This window comes from Pseudoalteromonas sp. TP27 (assembly GCF_056470645.1).
Window position 1 is genome coordinate 70,866 of record NZ_JARDAK010000013.1, and the last position, 17,167, is coordinate 88,032.

General features: G+C 37.3%; 18 protein-coding genes. 5 read left to right on the forward strand and 13 right to left on the reverse strand.

Going from position 1 to position 17,167, the window contains the following annotated elements; genetic code table 11:
- Positions 1 to 105: 105 nt before the first annotated feature.
- The 8 genes from PX700_RS14945 to PX700_RS14980 form a co-directional block, all read right to left on the reverse strand.
- On the reverse strand, positions 106 to 831 hold the full coding sequence (locus tag PX700_RS14945) for a tetratricopeptide repeat protein (protein WP_479521122.1): 726 nt from the start codon (positions 829 to 831) through the stop codon (positions 106 to 108).
- Positions 832 to 1,962: 1,131 nt separating this feature from the next.
- A complete protein-coding gene (locus PX700_RS14950) occupies positions 1,963 to 5,163 on the reverse strand; it encodes an efflux RND transporter permease subunit (protein ID WP_004588883.1) in 3,201 nt (1,066 codons plus the stop codon).
- An 11-nt stretch (positions 5,164 to 5,174) separates the two neighbouring features.
- Positions 5,175 to 6,431 (reverse strand): efflux RND transporter periplasmic adaptor subunit, encoded by a 1,257-nt coding sequence (locus tag PX700_RS14955; protein WP_002962258.1) that lies wholly within the window; start codon positions 6,429 to 6,431, stop codon positions 5,175 to 5,177.
- A 64-nt stretch (positions 6,432 to 6,495) separates the two neighbouring features.
- Entirely contained in the window at positions 6,496 to 7,713 is a 1,218-nt protein-coding gene (locus PX700_RS14960) for a TolC family protein (protein WP_008468875.1), read from the reverse strand.
- 83 nt (positions 7,714 to 7,796) lie between these two features.
- Positions 7,797 to 8,147 (reverse strand): hypothetical protein, encoded by a 351-nt coding sequence (locus PX700_RS14965; RefSeq protein WP_004588885.1) that lies wholly within the window; start codon positions 8,145 to 8,147, stop codon positions 7,797 to 7,799.
- Between the two features lie 55 nt (positions 8,148 to 8,202).
- On the reverse strand, positions 8,203 to 9,105 hold the full coding sequence (locus PX700_RS14970; RefSeq protein ID WP_004588886.1) for a cation diffusion facilitator family transporter: 903 nt from the start codon (positions 9,103 to 9,105) through the stop codon (positions 8,203 to 8,205).
- Entirely contained in the window at positions 9,092 to 9,823 is a 732-nt protein-coding gene (locus PX700_RS14975; protein WP_004588887.1) for a transglutaminase-like domain-containing protein, read from the reverse strand. Before PX700_RS14975 ends, PX700_RS14970 begins: the two co-directional genes overlap by 14 nt.
- A 55-nt stretch (positions 9,824 to 9,878) precedes the next feature.
- Entirely contained in the window at positions 9,879 to 10,493 is a 615-nt protein-coding gene (locus tag PX700_RS14980; protein WP_004588888.1) for a cation efflux transmembrane domain-containing protein, read from the reverse strand.
- A 77-nt stretch (positions 10,494 to 10,570) separates the two neighbouring features.
- Here PX700_RS14980 and PX700_RS14985 point away from each other — a divergent pair, with 77 nt between their 5' ends.
- From PX700_RS14985 to PX700_RS15005, 5 genes are all read left to right on the forward strand, one after another.
- Positions 10,571 to 10,960: a Cd(II)/Pb(II)-responsive transcriptional regulator gene (locus PX700_RS14985; RefSeq protein WP_004588889.1), complete on the forward strand. Its 390-nt coding sequence runs from the start codon at positions 10,571 to 10,573 to the stop codon at positions 10,958 to 10,960.
- Positions 10,961 to 11,002: 42 nt separating this feature from the next.
- The gene (locus PX700_RS14990; protein ID WP_004588890.1) at positions 11,003 to 11,380 is read left to right on the forward strand and encodes a MerR family transcriptional regulator; all 378 of its coding nucleotides are present in this window, start codon (positions 11,003 to 11,005) and stop codon (positions 11,378 to 11,380) included.
- Between the two features lie 102 nt (positions 11,381 to 11,482).
- Positions 11,483 to 11,899 carry a MerC family mercury resistance protein gene (locus tag PX700_RS14995; protein WP_235575552.1) on the forward strand — a complete coding sequence of 139 codons (417 nt, stop codon included), beginning with the start codon at positions 11,483 to 11,485 and terminating at the stop codon, positions 11,897 to 11,899.
- Between the two features lie 570 nt (positions 11,900 to 12,469).
- Positions 12,470 to 12,964, forward strand: a complete 495-nt coding sequence (locus PX700_RS15000) for a hypothetical protein (protein WP_152965225.1) — start codon at positions 12,470 to 12,472, stop codon at positions 12,962 to 12,964.
- Positions 12,965 to 12,985: 21 nt separating this feature from the next.
- Positions 12,986 to 13,543 carry a YfbU family protein gene (locus PX700_RS15005; protein WP_055011429.1) on the forward strand — a complete coding sequence of 186 codons (558 nt, stop codon included), beginning with the start codon at positions 12,986 to 12,988 and terminating at the stop codon, positions 13,541 to 13,543.
- A gap of 259 nt (positions 13,544 to 13,802) precedes the next feature.
- On the opposite strand, the gene PX700_RS15010 is transcribed toward PX700_RS15005, so the two are convergent.
- The 5 genes from PX700_RS15010 to PX700_RS15030 form a co-directional block, all read right to left on the reverse strand.
- A complete protein-coding gene (locus PX700_RS15010; protein ID WP_375278819.1) occupies positions 13,803 to 14,534 on the reverse strand; it encodes a MauE/DoxX family redox-associated membrane protein in 732 nt (243 codons plus the stop codon).
- 28 nt (positions 14,535 to 14,562) lie between these two features.
- Positions 14,563 to 15,075 carry a DUF305 domain-containing protein gene (locus PX700_RS15015; RefSeq protein WP_010388415.1) on the reverse strand — a complete coding sequence of 171 codons (513 nt, stop codon included), beginning with the start codon at positions 15,073 to 15,075 and terminating at the stop codon, positions 14,563 to 14,565.
- A 133-nt stretch (positions 15,076 to 15,208) separates the two neighbouring features.
- Positions 15,209 to 15,727, reverse strand: coding sequence for a DUF411 domain-containing protein (locus tag PX700_RS15020; protein ID WP_002963058.1), 519 nt, complete (start codon positions 15,725 to 15,727; stop codon positions 15,209 to 15,211).
- Positions 15,728 to 15,737: 10 nt separating this feature from the next.
- On the reverse strand, positions 15,738 to 16,226 hold the full coding sequence (locus tag PX700_RS15025) for a YybH family protein (RefSeq protein WP_002963057.1): 489 nt from the start codon (positions 16,224 to 16,226) through the stop codon (positions 15,738 to 15,740).
- Between the two features lie 23 nt (positions 16,227 to 16,249).
- Positions 16,250 to 17,158 carry a copper resistance D family protein gene (locus tag PX700_RS15030; protein WP_010388414.1) on the reverse strand — a complete coding sequence of 303 codons (909 nt, stop codon included), beginning with the start codon at positions 17,156 to 17,158 and terminating at the stop codon, positions 16,250 to 16,252.
- Between the last annotated feature and the right edge of the window lie 9 nt (positions 17,159 to 17,167).

A 17,167-nucleotide genomic window follows, 5' to 3' on the forward strand; every position in this document is an offset into this window, starting at 1 on the left:
AGTTAAATAGATTTTTAACTTGCTCAATCAAGATATATTAAAAAGGCTGAATTACGTTATGTAATTCAGCCTTTTTTAGATTAGTTTTAAACTAAACTCTTGAACTTAAAATAAGCGACCTTCACCGGCATACGTGCCTACTTGAATTTTTGCATAAATGGCATCGGCTTTCTCTTTAGCCTCTTCAATTTCTTTAGGTAGCATTTTACGCTCATCAAGTTTGCGGCTGTGGCTCGCTTCCATGTTGCCGTTGTACTCAGCAATCGTGTTCCAAATGTATGACTTTTCTAAATCTTTTGGCATACCTAGGCCTTCAAAATACATAAGTGCCAGGTTAAATTGTGCTAAAGAGTAGTTATTAGCCGCCGCTTTTTCGTACCAGTTACGTGCAGCTTCGTAATCACGTGTAACGCCCACGCCATTAGAGTACATAACGCCTAAATTAAACTGAGCTGCAGGTAGGTTTTTATTTGCAGCTTTTTCAAATAAGGTAACGGCCATTTGGTGATCAAGCTTAACGCCTTTACCTTCGTCATATAAAACCGCTAAAGCAAACATAGAATCCGGGTGGTTCTTTTTTACGCCTTGCTGATAAAGTGCAGCCGCTTTATAGTAATCACGTGTTACACCGTATCCACCTTCATACAATTTGGCTAGTTCGTAAATCCCTGGTGCAAAGCCTTTATCGGCAAGGTATTCAAATTCTTTTAGGGCGACTGCAAATTCACCTTCGTTAGCTGCTCTTATGCCATCTTCTAATGTGGCATGAGCAAAAGGGCTGGCAAGTAAAGCGCCAGCAAGAACGAGTGCTTTAAAATTAAACTGTGACATAACAATGTCTCCAATTAGTAATAGTTACGATAGGTATTAATTAGATGCTAATTTATTAATTTTTTGCACTATTCGCGTGTTTCAAGCGTTTAATACTGATAATTAACGACAAATAAGTGCTTAAGAGTGCCTACTATTATGTTTTACGCCTGCTTTAGTATAAACGCAAGGCGATGCTGTTTAAGATAGCGAGTGTAGAAGGCAAGCACATCAATTAGAAGTGTAAGATACAGATTTTATAGAAAAATTAAAGAAATAAAAAAAGCCCGTTAGGGCTTTTTGGGGTCATATTAACCGTCACTAATATGAGCAATGTAGCAAGTAAATGTGATATTTGATGTTATAACTTGGGTCGAGTAAGTAATAACACGAAGCGGCACGCTCTTCTTTTAATGTGTCAGCATCCTTGCTGAATTTTCTTCCATAGGCACTGAGGTCGTTACACTGTGTTTATGCGAACGATTATCAGTTAGTTCTAAATGCAAGTCAATACTTAAATGATAATTATTATCATATAAGTGTTGTCTTTACTATACAATTTTAAAATGGAGTGATCAGTGCCACTTAAATCGAGAATTCACGGCGCGTTGAGAACTTGTTGATTTATATTGAAATATGGCACTTAAATTGAGATTTATTAACTAAATTACACTCTAAAAATAATTATGTTTTTTATTAGGTAAATTTCTTAAACAACGAGAAATCGCTTGAAAACATCTATTACAGTAAGTGATTTGAATTGATAATTTGCCTATCTGTTATACGAAAGCTAATCGGTTTACTTCGAGGTAGAGTTTATTTAGGCCGATACTTTGCGGAGTAGCAACAGCGCATCTTTATTTTTCATTACATAAAGAACTTGTATTCATGGGCAGTTATAGCCGTGGATTGCATCACTCAATAATTACCGGCGGTCTGCTCTGTGCCATAATCCGACCTTGAGACACATAGAGATTAAGACTGCAAAGATACGAAAGCGGAAGTTAGCTTTGGCCTGTTTAACGACAAATATTCCGACAAAGCAGTCATGACTATTAGTTTATTGTTAAATCTAATCTTTCTTTTCGTTCATCTACTCAATAACCCCACGCTAAACGTGACTTTAGCGTGGGGTTAGAGTTCACAGTAATTTTATCTGGATAGCTCTTTTATTTTTTTCTCTGAAAACCAGCGATATAAAACAGGTAAAACAAATAATGTTAACAGTGTTGCAGTTACCAAGCCGCCAACAATAACACTCGCTAATGGGCGCTGTATTTCTGCACCAACACCATTAGACATTAACATCGGTATCAAACCTAAAGCTGATGTTATAGCAGTCATAAGTACAGGTCTTAATCTTGAAGTAGCGCCTTCAAAAACGGCTTTAGATGCTTCTAGACCGTCTTTAATACGTTGGTTGATACTTTCTACCATAACGACCCCATTCAATACCGCTACACCAAATAAGGTAATAAAGCCAACGGAGCTTGGTACAGACAAGTATTGTCCAGATAAATATAAGGAGAAAACTCCGCCAATTACAGCAAGCGGCACGTTGACCAATATCAGCATAGCTTGACCAACAGAACCAAAGGCAAAGTAAAGTAGTAGTGCGATTAGTGCTAACGATAAAGGTACAACTATAGCTAACCTATTTTGAGCACGTTTTTGACTTTCGAACTGGCCGCCAATCGAAACAGAATAACCTGAAGGTAAGTCAACCTTTTCAGCAATTACCGTTCTGATATCGGCAACCACGCTTCCCATATCTCGATTTTGTACATTTGCTTGGATAACGACTCTTCGTTGTACATCATCGCGTCTAACTTGTGGTGGGCCTGACTCAAATGAGACTGAGGCTACGTCACCCAGCCGCACCCAAGCACCAGTAGGTGATTGAAGCCGAATATCAGCAATAGCTTCTTTGTTACTTCGGTACTCTTCCTCTATGCGAACGTAAATATCATAACGTTCATTACCATTGATTATTTGTCCGGCTTCAACACCACCAATACCATCACGCACAACCTCCATTATGTCACTCACAGACAATCCAAAGCGTGATAGTTCTTGCCTGTTAGGACTTATCACCAATTGCGCTTCACCAGCAATTTGCTCCAATGCAACATCCCTTGCACCTTCAATGTTTTTAATTGCTGTTTCTATTTCTTGACCTTTAGCCGCCAGTACCTCAAGTTCAGGCCCAAACAACTTTATCGCCAACTGAGCCTTAACACCAGATAGTAGCTCATCGACACGAGTCGCAATAGGTTGAGAAAAGTTGAGTAGCAACCCAGGGAATTCTTCTAAAGATCTCTCCATTTTTCCTTGAAGTTCATATCGATTAGATGCACTGGTCCACTCAGAAACAGGCTTCAACCCTATGTAAATTTCGATGTTATTCACAGGCTCTGGGTCTCCACCTATTTCTGCTCGACCAATTCGGCTTAATGCATAGGTTACTTCAGGGAAAGCCATTAGTTTTTCTTCTAGAATTGGTGCCACAGTGAGCGCGGTATCTAAACTGGAAGAAGGTGCAAGCGTTGCTCTTAAGTTTATCGTCCCTTCTTCTAACTCAGGTACAAATTCAGTACCAATTAATGGAACTAATGCAAAGGCAGAGAAAACTAATATAAGTGCGGCTGAAATGACTAATTTGGTGCGTTTTAGTGCGAATGTAAGCCCTTTTCTGTAGAGTTTGTCTAATGGCCTAAGAACAAAGCTTTCCCTCTCTTTTACACCTGACTTAAATAAATAAGTAGCTAAAGCGGGTACAACAAACAACGCAACCACAATAGCAGATATAACAGCTAAAATGATGCTTATTGCCATAGGTTGAAATAACTTTGCCTCAACACCTTCAAAGCTAAATAAAGGCGTAAATACGACTAAAATAATAGAAGCTGCAAAAAATACGGGACGAGCCACTTCTTTACCCGCATTTTGAAGACGTAACTTAATACCATGCTCATCTTGTTCTACATCATGTGGATCAGTATCAGCACTAGGCACTCTTTCTTTTACAGTTTTTAAATGGGTAGAGTCTGGTCTATTTAAATGCTTAAACATGTTTTCAACCATCACGACTGAACCATCAACTAGCATACCAATGGCTACGGCAATGCCACCCAATGACATAAGGTTTGCAGAAATGCCCCACCAAGCCATGATCATTAACGCGATACCAATTGAAATTGGAATAGATATTAGGACAAGGAAGGTTGCACGTATATTCATTAAAAATAGTGCTAATACAATACAGATGAAAATAAATGCTAGTAATAGTGCATCAACTACTGTATCAACGGCTTTTTCAATCAAATCAGCCTGATCATAAAATGGTTCAAAGCGAACACCTTTAGGCAATGCTTGATTAATCAATGGGATTCTTGCATTGATACCATCAATGGTGGCTTTAGTATTAGACCCCATGCGTTTTAAGACAATGCCAGAGACAACTTCACCTAAATTTTCGACTTTACCGTCTTCGGTTTTGCGCGTCATTGTGACAGCACCTTGACGAATTTCACTGCCCATTTCAACTTTAGCAATATCCGAAACCGTCACAACTGTCCCATCAACTGTTTTGACGGGAACTTGTTTGATATTACTAATACCAGCGTCACCACTTTCAAACCAACCTGCACCTCTAATAACAAGCTGCTCTTGCCCACGGTTCATATACCATCCGCCAACATTGGCATTGTTGTTATCTAGGGCACCAACAACGTCTTCTTGCGTTAGGTTATAAGAAAGAAGCTTAGATGGATCTACATTTACTTGGTACTGCCTAACAATACCTCCAAAGGAGAGTACATCAGTAACACCATCGACAGGCATAACGAGTAATTTTACTACCCAATCATTGAGACTCCTGAGTGCCATAGCATCATAGCCTGCATCTTTATCTGAAATAAGAAGGTACTGAAATACTTGGCCTAGCCCTGAGGTGTTTGGCCCCATTTCGGGTGTGCCGACACCTTCTGGTATCAGTTCTTTTGCGGCTTGAAGACGCTCAAATACAAGTTGTCTTGCAAAGTAAATGTCGGTGCCTTCTTTGAAAACAACCGTGACGCCAGACAAGCCTGTTTTAGAAATTGAGCGCACTTGTTCTACATCAGGTAAGGCATACATGACCGCTTCAATGGGGTACGTAATGAGTTGTTCAACTTCTTCAGCAGCTAGTCCTGGCGCTTCAGTATTTACAGCAACTTGAACATTAGTAACATCAGGAAAGGCATCTAAATTTAGTTTTGGTATAACCATAATTGCGCCGACAATTGTGGCAAACAGCGCAATCAAAATCAGGAGTCTATTATTAACAGACCAATCTATTATTTTATTAAACATAGTCTTGCTCCTTAGTGGTTATGCGGATCAAATCCGCCTTTAGCGATTTCAGAAGCAACAAAAAATGCGCCTTTGGTTACAATTCGCGTCCCACTATCAAGGCCAATGATTTCCCTAAAATCACCTAAGGCTCGGCCTAGTTCTACTTCTACAGCTTTAAATTCTCCAGGGTGGTCTTCGACAAATACGGTCCAATCACCATCTGCGCTGCGGATCAATGCTTCTTCTGGCACAGCCATCACTTTCTGCTTTGTGGCAAACTGAAAGTAAACTTTTACAAACATACCTGAATGAAGGTTATCATCAGCATTCTGTACCCCCAATCTAATAATTCTTGTACGAGTTACGGGATCAATTGTATGGGCTTCTTGGATAACTTTGGCATTGTAACTCTGGCCTTCTAATTTAAGTACCGCAGGAGAATCAATTGATAAATTTAGCTTTTTATTTGGAGAAACTTTTGCTTCAACCCATAGTTGTTTTTCATCAGCTAACAACATGACTGAATCCCCAGCATCAACACGTTGCCCTTGGATAAAGTCGTCTTGAAGCACGACACCTTCACGGTGCGCCGTTAATGCATATTGTCCAAATGCTTTAATGTCTTTGTTAGAAATACCATTTATTGCTTTTTCAGTTAACCCTAAAGCAATGAGCTTGCCATAGCTCGCATTGTATGTTGTTTCAGCTTGTAATAATCGACTTTCACTCACCGTCTTATTACCCAGCTTTTTTACACGTTGCCATTCGGTTGAAGCGATTAAATAGTCAGCTTGTGCTTGTGCCATTGCTTCACTAAATAATGTAACTAACTTCTGACCTATTTCTACATACTCGCCAAGCGCTGCATGGCGACTGATAATGACTGACTCTGTACGTGGTGATACCACATAACTTTTATAGCCATTAGCTTTTATTTCGCCAGGTGCATATACGGAGCTAAATTGATATTCAGGCTTAACACTTTCCACTTTAATGTTAGCAAGCGACATCTTCTTTGGATCAATAGTGATACCTTCTTCATGTCCTTCTTCTCCCTCTTTATTACCACCTTCATGGCCGTGCTCGTCATGGTCACCTTTATCTTCTTCATGTCCCTTTTCGTGTTCATGCTCATCTTGATGTTCTTTTTCTTCTTGTTTCGAAACGTTTGTGACAGAACCAGTTCCATCTGACGACTGTGCAAAAGCATCATGATTTGTAGTAAACCCAACTAACAGGCAGCTAATTACTACGGCTAAAAATTTTTTACTAATTACTGTATTCATTTTTGTAACCTATATTTTTAATAAATTTAAGATTTCGTTTTTCGCTACTGAAAAAACAAAGCGCTCAAATCTCAAATTTGGATAACTGACCCATACTTAAAATGAAGGATATTTCTGCAAGCTTGAATTGATTTTCCAAACGTATTCCTGCATGAAGCCCTTCCGCACGTTGATTTAATGCAAGTAAGTAGTCAGAAGTATTAATGTCACCAGCTTCCCAGCGCTTATTTAATAAGTTTTCGCTGCTATCTAATCTGCCTTTTGTCAGTTTTTGCCATTGCTCATAATATTTTTTACTGACAATAAGCGATTCATAATTAGCTTTTGCTTCAAATGACTGCTTTCGATAAACCGACCGAAAGTTAGCCTCTGCTGCAATTGCTTCTGAATAAGCGGCTTTAACAGTATCTGAATAGTTATTTCTGATATTTAAAGGCATTGAGAAAGTCACGCCAATCAAGTCTTCATCTCCACTTTTCCCTGCGTTAACTCCAATGGTTGGATTGGCTTTAGATTCCATAGTGGTTAGTTGAGCTTTAGATTGTTTTATCTTCCATTGCGCTCTAGCGAGTTTAACTTTTGGATGTTCCTCAACCCACTGAGAGTTAAATGAATAGTTTGTTGCTCCAAAAGTAAATGAAAACAAATTGGTAGTATTAGGCGTCCAATCAGGCAATAACTCCTGAACATTTACCTCTGCATTTTTCAAAGCAATTTGCGACTCAGATATTTCACTGAAAACTTGGGACAAGTTTAAATAAACCAGTTCAGCGTCAAGTGGCTCTAAAAGTCCTGCTTTTCGCTTATCTTCAATAATTCCAACGAGCGTTTGTAATTGATTTTCTCTTACTGAAAGTAACTGAGCCACCTTTTTTGCTGCTTGCCAATTAACTATTGCAGTTAAAGCGTTAGCCTTTTTAGAATCGAGTAGAGATAACAATTGTTGCTGGTTTGCATAAACACCAATTTCACCAATGCTTTTATTTGCTGATTGCTTATCCCAAAAATCAATCGTTTGACTGATACCAATAGAATAATTATCAAAATCACCCTCTTTTTCATAGCTTGCTTCAAGCTCTGGGTTATATACGGCTTTAGTTAAGCTCTTGGCTCTATGATTACTTGCATTAAGTAACTCTTTAGCCGCAACAACTTCGGGATCTTTATTTATTTGACTATCTAGCCATGAAATACTTTTCTGTTTGGCATAAGTGGCAACTGAAAAACTCACAGCCATACATAAAGACAGGACTAAACCTGCATTTTTTAAATATATATACATAAAAATTCTTAATTTTAAAATTAATAAACACGAAACCTTTATCCATTATTAAAGGATAAATAGGTCATTAAAAATTAATCTAATTAAGAAATAGGCGGACGAAGTATCGCTTCAAGAAAGGTACTTGTTTGATCAATTTGATAAGGCGTTTTATTGATAATGTTTAGTTTGCCCGTGGTATTTGAATTACTGACTAAAATCCAAGATAAGTGGCTGCCACTGCAATGTCCGCAGTGATGACAATCTTTTTCATTATGCTGCTCATCACCTACATTATCATTTGAGACATTTCGATCATCTGCATGATCATGTTGAATTTGAAGGTGCTCTATATCTATTTGGTGATTCTCAGGTGTTGCGGATACAACAGCAGTTAACGATTGCAAAACAATCGAAACGACTAATAGTATTTTTAACGCAACATTGAATTTCAAAATAAACACCTACTTAAATATGAAAAATTATAATATCAAAAAAAGGTTTTCTAAACTAGCCATGCGCATGTTTTTCATGCTCGTCACGGCAAGTTTCTTGAGGAAACTCAAACTCAATGGTTGTATGAGATAAATTATAAGAAGAAAGTTCCTTAGCCACTTGTTGTTTTAGCCTAATTAATTTATCAACCTCAAAGTTATGGGCTAACTCTAGGTGAGCAGTTAATACGTGACTTTCCCCGTCTAATGACCAAAAGTGCATATGATGAATCCCATTAATTTCAGGTATAGCCTTTATCGCTTTTTCAATATTATTCTGCACTTCTTCATCAGGTGTAGCTTGAAGAAATAGTGCCAATGTTGTTTTCAGGTTTTTCAAAACGTTAAACAATATAAACAGTGTAAAGCCTATAGAAAGCAAAGGATCTAATATTGGTAGATCTACAAAAAGCAGCACGATAGAAACAATTAGGACTGCAACCCAGCCAAGTACGTCTTCAAGCAAATGCCACGTAAGTACTTTTTCGTTCAGCGTTTTACCCGCTTTTAGTTTAAATACTGCATACCCATTAACAGCAACCCCAAGTAATGCAAGACCCAACATTCCTTCAGCCATTGGCATTTCAGGATTAGATAATCTTGGTATTGCTTCAAATAGCACCCAGACAGAACCAATAACTAATACAATACTGTTAATTAATGCGCCAAACAGGGTAAGACGACGATAGCCATAGCTAAATCTATCGGATGCTTCTTTATCCGAGAAACGACTCAGTATCCAAGCGAATCCTATAGATAAACTGTCACCCAGGTCATGTACAGCATCAGCCATAATAGCGGTACTGTTGGTTAGCCAACCACCAATAAATTCGATAATAGTAAATGAAACATTAAGGAAAAATGTCCAACCTATACGGTCGTCTTTTCCATGCGAATGGCTATGGCTATGATTGTGCATTTTCCACCTCAAGAACTTTTAAATTTCTTACATTGACTACGTTAAAATTGATAAAGTGACGGATCACTCGTTGATACATCCAACGTTTGATTCCTGATAAGTTAGTTCCTTTTTCGAGATAAAACTCATCAGGGGAATTATAAACACCAAAATCATCATGAATACCTTCTTTTTGTATATAGGTATCTTGACCACGCCAATCTGTATCTGGCGAAGAGAAACACTTTGTTGCAACACCATAACCACAAAATTCGTTTTTTATTTGACTAAATTTGTGCTGTAGTGAACTTAAATATTGTTCATCTAATATAAAGCCTTCTAAGTTTATCCAACGATCCTTGAAATAAACTTCAATCCAACTATGAATGATATATTTAGGTGCTAACCAAAATACATAAGTTGGAATAGCTCCTTTTTGTAATCGCTGCTCAATAGTAAAGCCGTGAAAACGACATTGAATACCTAATCCTCGTAACAAAGCCATCAGCAAGTTACCCTTGGTATTGCATTGTCCGTAACCATCGGCTAAAACACTGCTTGCTGAAATATCATCACTCTCATTGTAACCAAATAATATTTCATCTTTAACAAATTGGTAGGCTGCACCAATTTTGTTGAAGTCATCGAGTTCTTGCCAATTACGCTCAGAAATTAATGATTGAATTGTAGAGTGTTCAAAATTTACTATCTTGGTTTTTTCTAGATATTTGCTATTCATTGATGTTTCCTTACTTTGAACAACCAAAGGTTGATTGTTTATCTTCATTTGGTGTTTAACGTGTTTTCTCAGCAACAGCTAATTCTTGTTTAGCATCGCTTAGTATTCGGTAAGCGCCTCGAAGAATTAACATTGAAATGATGCTACCAATGACGATATCAGGCCAACGCTGTTTCAGCACCATAACGAGTATGCCTGCGATAACGACACCAAGATTTGCAATTACATCATTCGCTGAAAATATCCAGCTAGCTCTCATATGTACTTCATCGTTGTTGTGCTTTCGAATAAGGATGAGACAAATCACATTTGCAACTAAAGCAACCATGCCTACGCCAATCATAAACCAAGAGTGAGGCTCACTTTCACCATACAGCCTTCTAGCAATATCCATTAGAATTAGCACGCCTAACCCCAGTTGGAAATAGCCACTCACTAAAGCAGCATTAGCCTTATGTTGGATTGACTTTCCCACCGCGTATAGTGCAATTGCATAGACGATTGCATCCGCTAGCATGTCTAACGAATCTGCAATTAAAGCCGTTGATTCTGATAACCAACCAAAGCCAATTTCAAAAACAAACATCGAGGCATTGATAGCCAGAAGCCAATAAAGCACCGTTTTTTGCTGGTTATCTTTTAGCTCAACTTCACACCCACAATCGCTCATTTTCATCTCCGATTAACTTGTATGCTCTAACTATAAATCCTATAGTGACTATAGGGTCAAGTTTATTTGGAAATTTTATGAAAATTGGTGAGTTATCGAAAACATCGGGGTATTCAGTACAAACCATCCGATATTATGAAAAGGAGGGCTTGCTGTCAGATCCTGATCGCACTGAAGGGAATTTCAGGTTGTATTCTAATAAGGCATTTAAAGAGCTAGAGTTCGTAAAGCATTGTCGAAGTTTAGATATTCCGCTTAATGATATTAAGCGACTCATTGAATTAAAAAACAAGCCAGAGGAGAGTTGCTCTAGTGTAAATGCATTAATTGATCGGCAACTAACTTTAGTTAATCAACGAATGAAGGAATTGAATGCACTCAAAAAAGAGTTAAAACTAATGGCAAGCTCTTGCGGGTCTGACGGTACAATTGAAGTCTGTGGCATTATCAAGTCATTAGATAGTTGAACTAAATATAACTTTAGATTAGTAGTATTCACAAAGGCAATAATGAAAACCATTGGCAAATTAGCACAATCATTAAATTTAAATGTAGAAACCATTCGTTTTTATGAACGAGAAGGACTGATTACACAACCTGAAAAACCAATATCTGGTTATAGACAATATGACGAATCAATAGCAGGACAACTTAGGTTTATCACAAAAGCCAAAGCGCTCGGCTTTACGTTAAGAGAAATAAAATCGCTAATGTCTATGGACAGCAACTGCGCTCAAGTTGAGCTATTAAACCGACAAAAGTTAGCAATCATTCGAGACAAAATTAATGACCTTCAACGTTTAGAGAAAGTAATTGTGGGTATGACAAATACCTGTATGCAAAACGAAGATCCAACACATTGCCCCATAATTGACTCATTAAAATGATTGACTCCGTACTTGTATACGGAGTTTAGAATGATGGTAATATCAACCAATAGACTTTCAAATGATAAATAAAATATTAGACAGAGTAGGCTCTAGTGGCGTTTGGCTAGCGGCACGGCCTGCCTCCCTGCATTAAGGTCACTTGCATCGGCATTAGGACTAGGCTTCTTCTCTCACTTCGAAGGAATAGCTGTAAATACGCTTTTACCTATTTTTGCATCTTTGGAACTATTGGTAAACTTATACAACTGGCACAAAAATAAAAACCATACCAGAGCTGTCTTCAGCATTCTAGGGCCTGTAGCAGTGCTATTAACGCTTTATCCTCTTTGGCTATATGATTGGAGCACATACCTATTTTACTTTGGTATTTGCTTAATGGTCGTTATGTCGGTTTTGGATATCGTAAAACCAGTAAGGGAGCAAACATGCAACGTATGGCTAATTGCCGTCGTTGAAACGATTAACGGTCAATGTCTGCTTTTCGCTCAAATAAGACCCAAAAAATGGCTCATATAGCTATCTAGGTTAACGCTTTCAAAAAACAGAAGTATATTTCCGATAACTACCTTTGAATCCCTATAAACGGAAGTTTGCTTCCGAAATATAGCAATATTGGGTTAGAAACCGGAAGTTTACTTCCGTTTTGTACTTTAAGATTATAAGTAGGTATCTAATGAAAGCTCGGCAGTCCAACTCGTTTTTGCCCCAAGACGAGTTAACGTAAATACTCTAAGGACAGCTTTGAGCGAAGCAGGTATTCAAAGTATTAATGAATGAATAAATAATCAATTCTTGTTATGTAATATAATTAGCTTCTCGTTAAAATTTTCATAAAATTTAAGTTGTTAATTTCAAAGCTATTTTTTATGCGTGTTTTCGTAATGTACTTTTACCCATTCTCGAATAAGTAAATTCTCGGTTATAGGAGAGTCTAAAAAAATTGTAATTCCTTTAGGCTATGTGTAAGTTATTAATAATTAAATTAATAAAAATCGTATTTTGATAATTCTGGAAATTGACACATTGAGTGTTAACGGGAATTTTCGGTAATACGCCGTTAGGCTTCACGGAGAAAGGTGTCAAATTTTGAGCATGGAAAGTGTCATTTCAATAATCGGATCTATCGCTTCAATAGGTGGTGCTGTATGGGCATTTGTCGAAGCTAAGAAATCGGTAAACGCAGCCAGTAAAGCAGAAAAGCTTCGTGATGAACTTATAAGCCGTAGAAAAATGGTTGAAGTATCGCAAGTTCACTCCGAAACAAAGCGTGTTTTATCTGTTGTGTCAAAAGTCGGTCCTTCATGTAATGCCAAACTTCTCAAGGGAGTTAACTGCGCTGATATTGCAAAAGAAGTTGAGGTGTATGCTAGTTTCATTTTTGAACAAAGCGGTCATTTCACTGATTTTTTTGAGAACAAAGCAAAAGAACTTTGTAATGATTTAAAAGATGACATTGAATCATTGTCTGAAGCAATTAATTTTGAAGACAAAAAAAATTATGGCAAAAGTATCTACTACAAAATTCAAAACTTTATGCCCTTTGTTAAACAGCTTTCCGATGAAAAAAAAGAACGGGCTTAAGGAAAAAGTAAAGGAAAAACTATGAAATTATCAGACGGCGAAAAATTAATTGTTTTAATGCTTAGCGAGCTTTATGAAAAATTAGATGTTAAAGGTGAAATAGAACCAGATTTTATTAAATCAGCTATTTTCAGTGATCAACTATGGGGCGTAAAATGGAAATACAGTGGCATTCCATTTGAAGAGTCGGACGATCCTGAAATTGTTAAAGAGGTTGTTGATATTTTAGATATGTGGAGCTTTATAGAACACGCCTATAGCAAGCTGAACGAAGAAGAAAAAGCCAAACTAGAATCTGACGTTCCTTATTTTGGTAAAGACCCCAAATTCATTGGTTTTGATGGTAATAATGAAACTGAGTATATGGGAACAGCAATGTTTCTAGTTAACGAATTGGAAAGATTTCAAGAGTTTAGTGGTCGGAGCTTCAATAGTCATTGCCCTTCAATTGACGGTCATAAAAGAATGTTAAGTGCATTTGAACCAATAAGACAAACTTTGTCTTATGAGCCGTTAAACCTTGCGCAATTGACTACTATATTGAAAGAAAAAGTTCACCCTAGTCGAAGAGAATCCTAACAAACGCTTCAACAAAGGACGTTACTGATTAGATACTCTAACGTATTTATGTCCAAAAACGAGTTTGTATGGACGTCTGCTTCTCGCTCATAGCAGTCTGCCTGATGAAGTCTAAACTTATTCACTTAAACTGTAAGATCTGATATGAGCTAGTACAGCTGATATGCTATTTACGACAAAGTCGCTCGGTAATTAGAGCGACATAATCCCTTGGTAATCACACTAGTACATCATCATGTTTTTAAATTAAAGCTGTTGTTTACTTAACAAACATCCAAATACCGGCAGCGATCATAAACAGGTTTTCTGTTAGGGAGATAAACCCTAGTGGTACGTTACTGTCACCGCCTACACACGCACATTTTAACTCTCGTTTATCTATATAGACTGCTTTTATCACTGAAACAGCACCAACCCCACCTATGAATAATGAAATAGGGGCAATAATATAGGCTGGTAACCCGGCTATCATTCCAATGCCAACAAATGCTTCTAAAAATGGGTAAACATAAGCGTACCTGACTACTTTCATAGCGACTAAGTCATAGGTTATAAATGAATTAGTAAAGCTAAATAAGTCTTGAAGCTTTTGTATTGCTAACACTGCCATTGTTAGGGCTACAAACAGTTCAGCGGTTTGCATTGATAATAAGCTATTATCCGATGCAAAACTAAATGCCACACTAAGCAAAAAACTAACCGAAAAAATCGCAATCACGGGCGTGTAAGTTGTACCTTCTTGGGCTGCTTGTGGCTTATTAAAGTAATCACGTAAATCGTCGTAGCCACCTATACGTTTATTATCAATAAATGCTTGAGGTGTAGTTTCTACACTGTGTTGTTTTTTAAATTCATCTGTTTGCTCTCGAGAAGTTAAAAGCTGATCATCAACTGTATATCCCTCTCGCTCTAGTAGGTCTTTTGATTTTAAACCAAACGGACAAATATGCTCATCTGTTGCCATTCTAAAAAGTTGGGCTGATTTACTCATGCTTTACTCCTTATGTTATGCGGTTTATTTATTTATTTGAATTGAAATCTGGAACAGCTCTTAATTGTGCTTGAGCATTGGTTTGTGCAATGCCGTTTTGCTCTATATCTTTTAGGAGCCATTGCATTTCTTTTATTTCTCGCTCTTGGGCTTCAATTATATTTGTAGCAAGCTTTTGAACGCGTTTATCTTTGATTTTTGCCCTGTCACTGGTGAGTATGGCAATTGAATGATGTGGGATCATCGCCGACATCCATGAGCTATCATCAACAGTCACTTGTGAGCGAACTAAAAATAAACTTCCTGCAAATACGGCAACACTAGCAATGAGTACTGTTATATTTTTCTTTTTATCTTTATACATATTGAGCATGAAAAGTAGCATTATCACTGCCATCGTGGCTCCCATATAAAGCGCCATATAAGTACGAGTTTCACTAAAATAAACATGACTAAGTTGGTAGGTGTTCAAATACATCAATACAAACATGGTTATTGTGGATGTTGCTATCATTAAAAAAAATTTTGAATAGTGTGACATTGTATTGCTCCTTAAAAGTTTTGTATTTTGTTTTTACATGTGAGTAATTTTTACACTATCAAGCTCACAAATCAGTGTTTCCTGTTGTGTAAAATGGGTATTTAACAATTAAATCAAAAATTATGCCGTTAGGCTAAAATTGCTCGCTGGATTTACTTATGTACCTGTAGGTTTCTTCATTTGAGTTGTCAGTGAGTAGTTCAATATTATATTTGTGAAATATACCCTCCATTTCCATTCCGGGAGTGCCAATAGGCATGGCTGGTACACTTAAGCCTGTAATGTGCGGAGCGTGTTGCCCAGATAAAAACTGTTTTATATGTTTAACGGGAACATGACCTTCAAATACAAATCCATCGGCTGACACGGCTGTATGGCATGAGCGCATATTAGGTTTTATTTGATACTGAGATTTAATCGACCCCATGTCATTAACGTTAATTGCTTTTGTTTGAATATTGTTTTCACTCAAATGAGCAATCCACTTATTACAACATCCACAATTTTTACTTTTATAAACGGTAAGCTCAATTTCAGGTTTTTCTGAATTTTCATAGATTATTGATGTTTTATGCTGTTTTTCGATACTCATTGCCGAAAATGACATAGTTAATGATAAAAAAAACGCTGAGGTAATGTAGATTACTCGCATTGTTAACTCCTTAATTAGACCAGTGAATATGAGTGATTTTCCAACCTTTATCGGTGTTTTTTAATGTGATTGATTCCATTCCCGTAGACTTAATATCTTTCCCTTTATACTTTCCTTGAGTTTTACTTCTTGAAATTGAGTAAGCTATGTCTCCATTTGTGTGAACTTGATGCTCTAGCAGTTCACTATCAACTGCACTTAAGAATTTCATATCCGCTATCATATGATGGTTCGCGTATACATCTGCAGAACGCTCAACAATTCCGCCTTCAAAAATGACGACATCGTCGGCCAGTAATTTACGGGCACCTTTGGCATCGCCTTGTTTTAGGGATGCATGAAATAAGCTAACTGCCTTTGCAGCTTCGCTATCAACATTAACAAAGACCCAGCCTTTTTTTGTGTGCTCTTCATGGGTGTGTGCGTTCACAGCAAAAGAACTAACAGCGCTAAAAATTAGTAGCAATAAAATTTTTAAATTAGAGGATTTAATTAACATACATTTTCCTTTTTTATTAATCGTTAAATAGGCGGACCAACAAGTGTTGTAAATACACTTGTTGTAATAAGTACAAATAGGGCAATTAATATTTCAACAGTGATCGAGCGTTTTAATATACTTATATGGTGTTGTTGAGTGATTTGCGGGACTAAAAAAAGCTTATGCCATGCACCTAGTAACAGCATCGCGCTGACGAGTAACAGCTTTAATAAAATTAGTTGCCCATAATTTGATGTAAACAATGCAGAAAATGACTCTAGGTACTGCAGGAGCAGAGTTAAGCCCGAAATAAGTAGTACAAATACAATAACAATAGCGAGTTGACCAAAGTAATGCATTAACCGCTTTACTTCACTGGTAGGTAGTAAAGTGCAGCTTTTGTAAAGCGGCCACAATGACCCTAACCAGCTCGCAATGGCAATAAGGTGAAAGGTTAAAATACTTTTCACTAACCCATTTTCATTTGCACTGTGCCCAGTAAAAGTGAAGCTATAAGCGATAAACCCAAGCATGATTAGTATAACGGCAACGTTTTTATAACCTGCTACGTTATCATCTGATTCCACACTCCACATACATGCGCTAATTAGAGCAATAATAAGCGCTGGTATTCTAAACGTTGCTTGGTCACCTATGACTGATTGCCAAACAATTTCAAGCATAAAGGGGTCAAACATTCCCATAAAGCCTGATTCAGCCATTGCTCCAGCTTCTATTGGTACTTGTAAAAGTGCAGCAATACTACCTGTAACTACACACGTAATTTGCCAACGTTTTAAGAACTGATAAAAGCTAATTAAGTGATGCCCTGCAACATTGCTGTTGCCACACATAAAGCGCATTAATAAAGTGCCCGCAAGCCCTGAAATTGCGATATAGCTTGCTAGTTTTAATAATAGTAAGAGTACTGACCATTCACTTAATTGCATTATGTTGCT

Coding starts and splice junctions, on each gene's coding strand:
- PX700_RS14945 (WP_479521122.1), bottom strand. CDS start 831: ATGTCACAGTTTAATTTTAAAGCACTCGTTCTTGCTGGCGCTTTACTT.
- PX700_RS14950 (WP_004588883.1), bottom strand. CDS start 5,163: ATGTTTAATAAAATAATAGATTGGTCTGTTAATAATAGACTCCTGATT.
- PX700_RS14955 (WP_002962258.1), bottom strand. CDS start 6,431: ATGAATACAGTAATTAGTAAAAAATTTTTAGCCGTAGTAATTAGCTGC.
- PX700_RS14960 (WP_008468875.1), bottom strand. CDS start 7,713: ATGTATATATATTTAAAAAATGCAGGTTTAGTCCTGTCTTTATGTATG.
- PX700_RS14970 (WP_004588886.1), bottom strand. CDS start 9,105: ATGCACAATCATAGCCATAGCCATTCGCATGGAAAAGACGACCGTATA.
- PX700_RS14975 (WP_004588887.1), bottom strand. CDS start 9,823: ATGAATAGCAAATATCTAGAAAAAACCAAGATAGTAAATTTTGAACAC.
- PX700_RS14980 (WP_004588888.1), bottom strand. CDS start 10,493: ATGAGCGATTGTGGGTGTGAAGTTGAGCTAAAAGATAACCAGCAAAAA.
- PX700_RS14985 (WP_004588889.1), top strand. CDS start 10,571: ATGAAAATTGGTGAGTTATCGAAAACATCGGGGTATTCAGTACAAACC.
- PX700_RS14990 (WP_004588890.1), top strand. CDS start 11,003: ATGAAAACCATTGGCAAATTAGCACAATCATTAAATTTAAATGTAGAA.
- PX700_RS15005 (WP_055011429.1), top strand. CDS start 12,986: ATGAAATTATCAGACGGCGAAAAATTAATTGTTTTAATGCTTAGCGAG.
- PX700_RS15010 (WP_375278819.1), bottom strand. CDS start 14,534: ATGAGTAAATCAGCCCAACTTTTTAGAATGGCAACAGATGAGCATATT.
- PX700_RS15015 (WP_010388415.1), bottom strand. CDS start 15,075: ATGTCACACTATTCAAAATTTTTTTTAATGATAGCAACATCCACAATA.
- PX700_RS15020 (WP_002963058.1), bottom strand. CDS start 15,727: ATGCGAGTAATCTACATTACCTCAGCGTTTTTTTTATCATTAACTATG.
- PX700_RS15025 (WP_002963057.1), bottom strand. CDS start 16,226: ATGTTAATTAAATCCTCTAATTTAAAAATTTTATTGCTACTAATTTTT.
- PX700_RS15030 (WP_010388414.1), bottom strand. CDS start 17,158: ATGCAATTAAGTGAATGGTCAGTACTCTTACTATTATTAAAACTAGCA.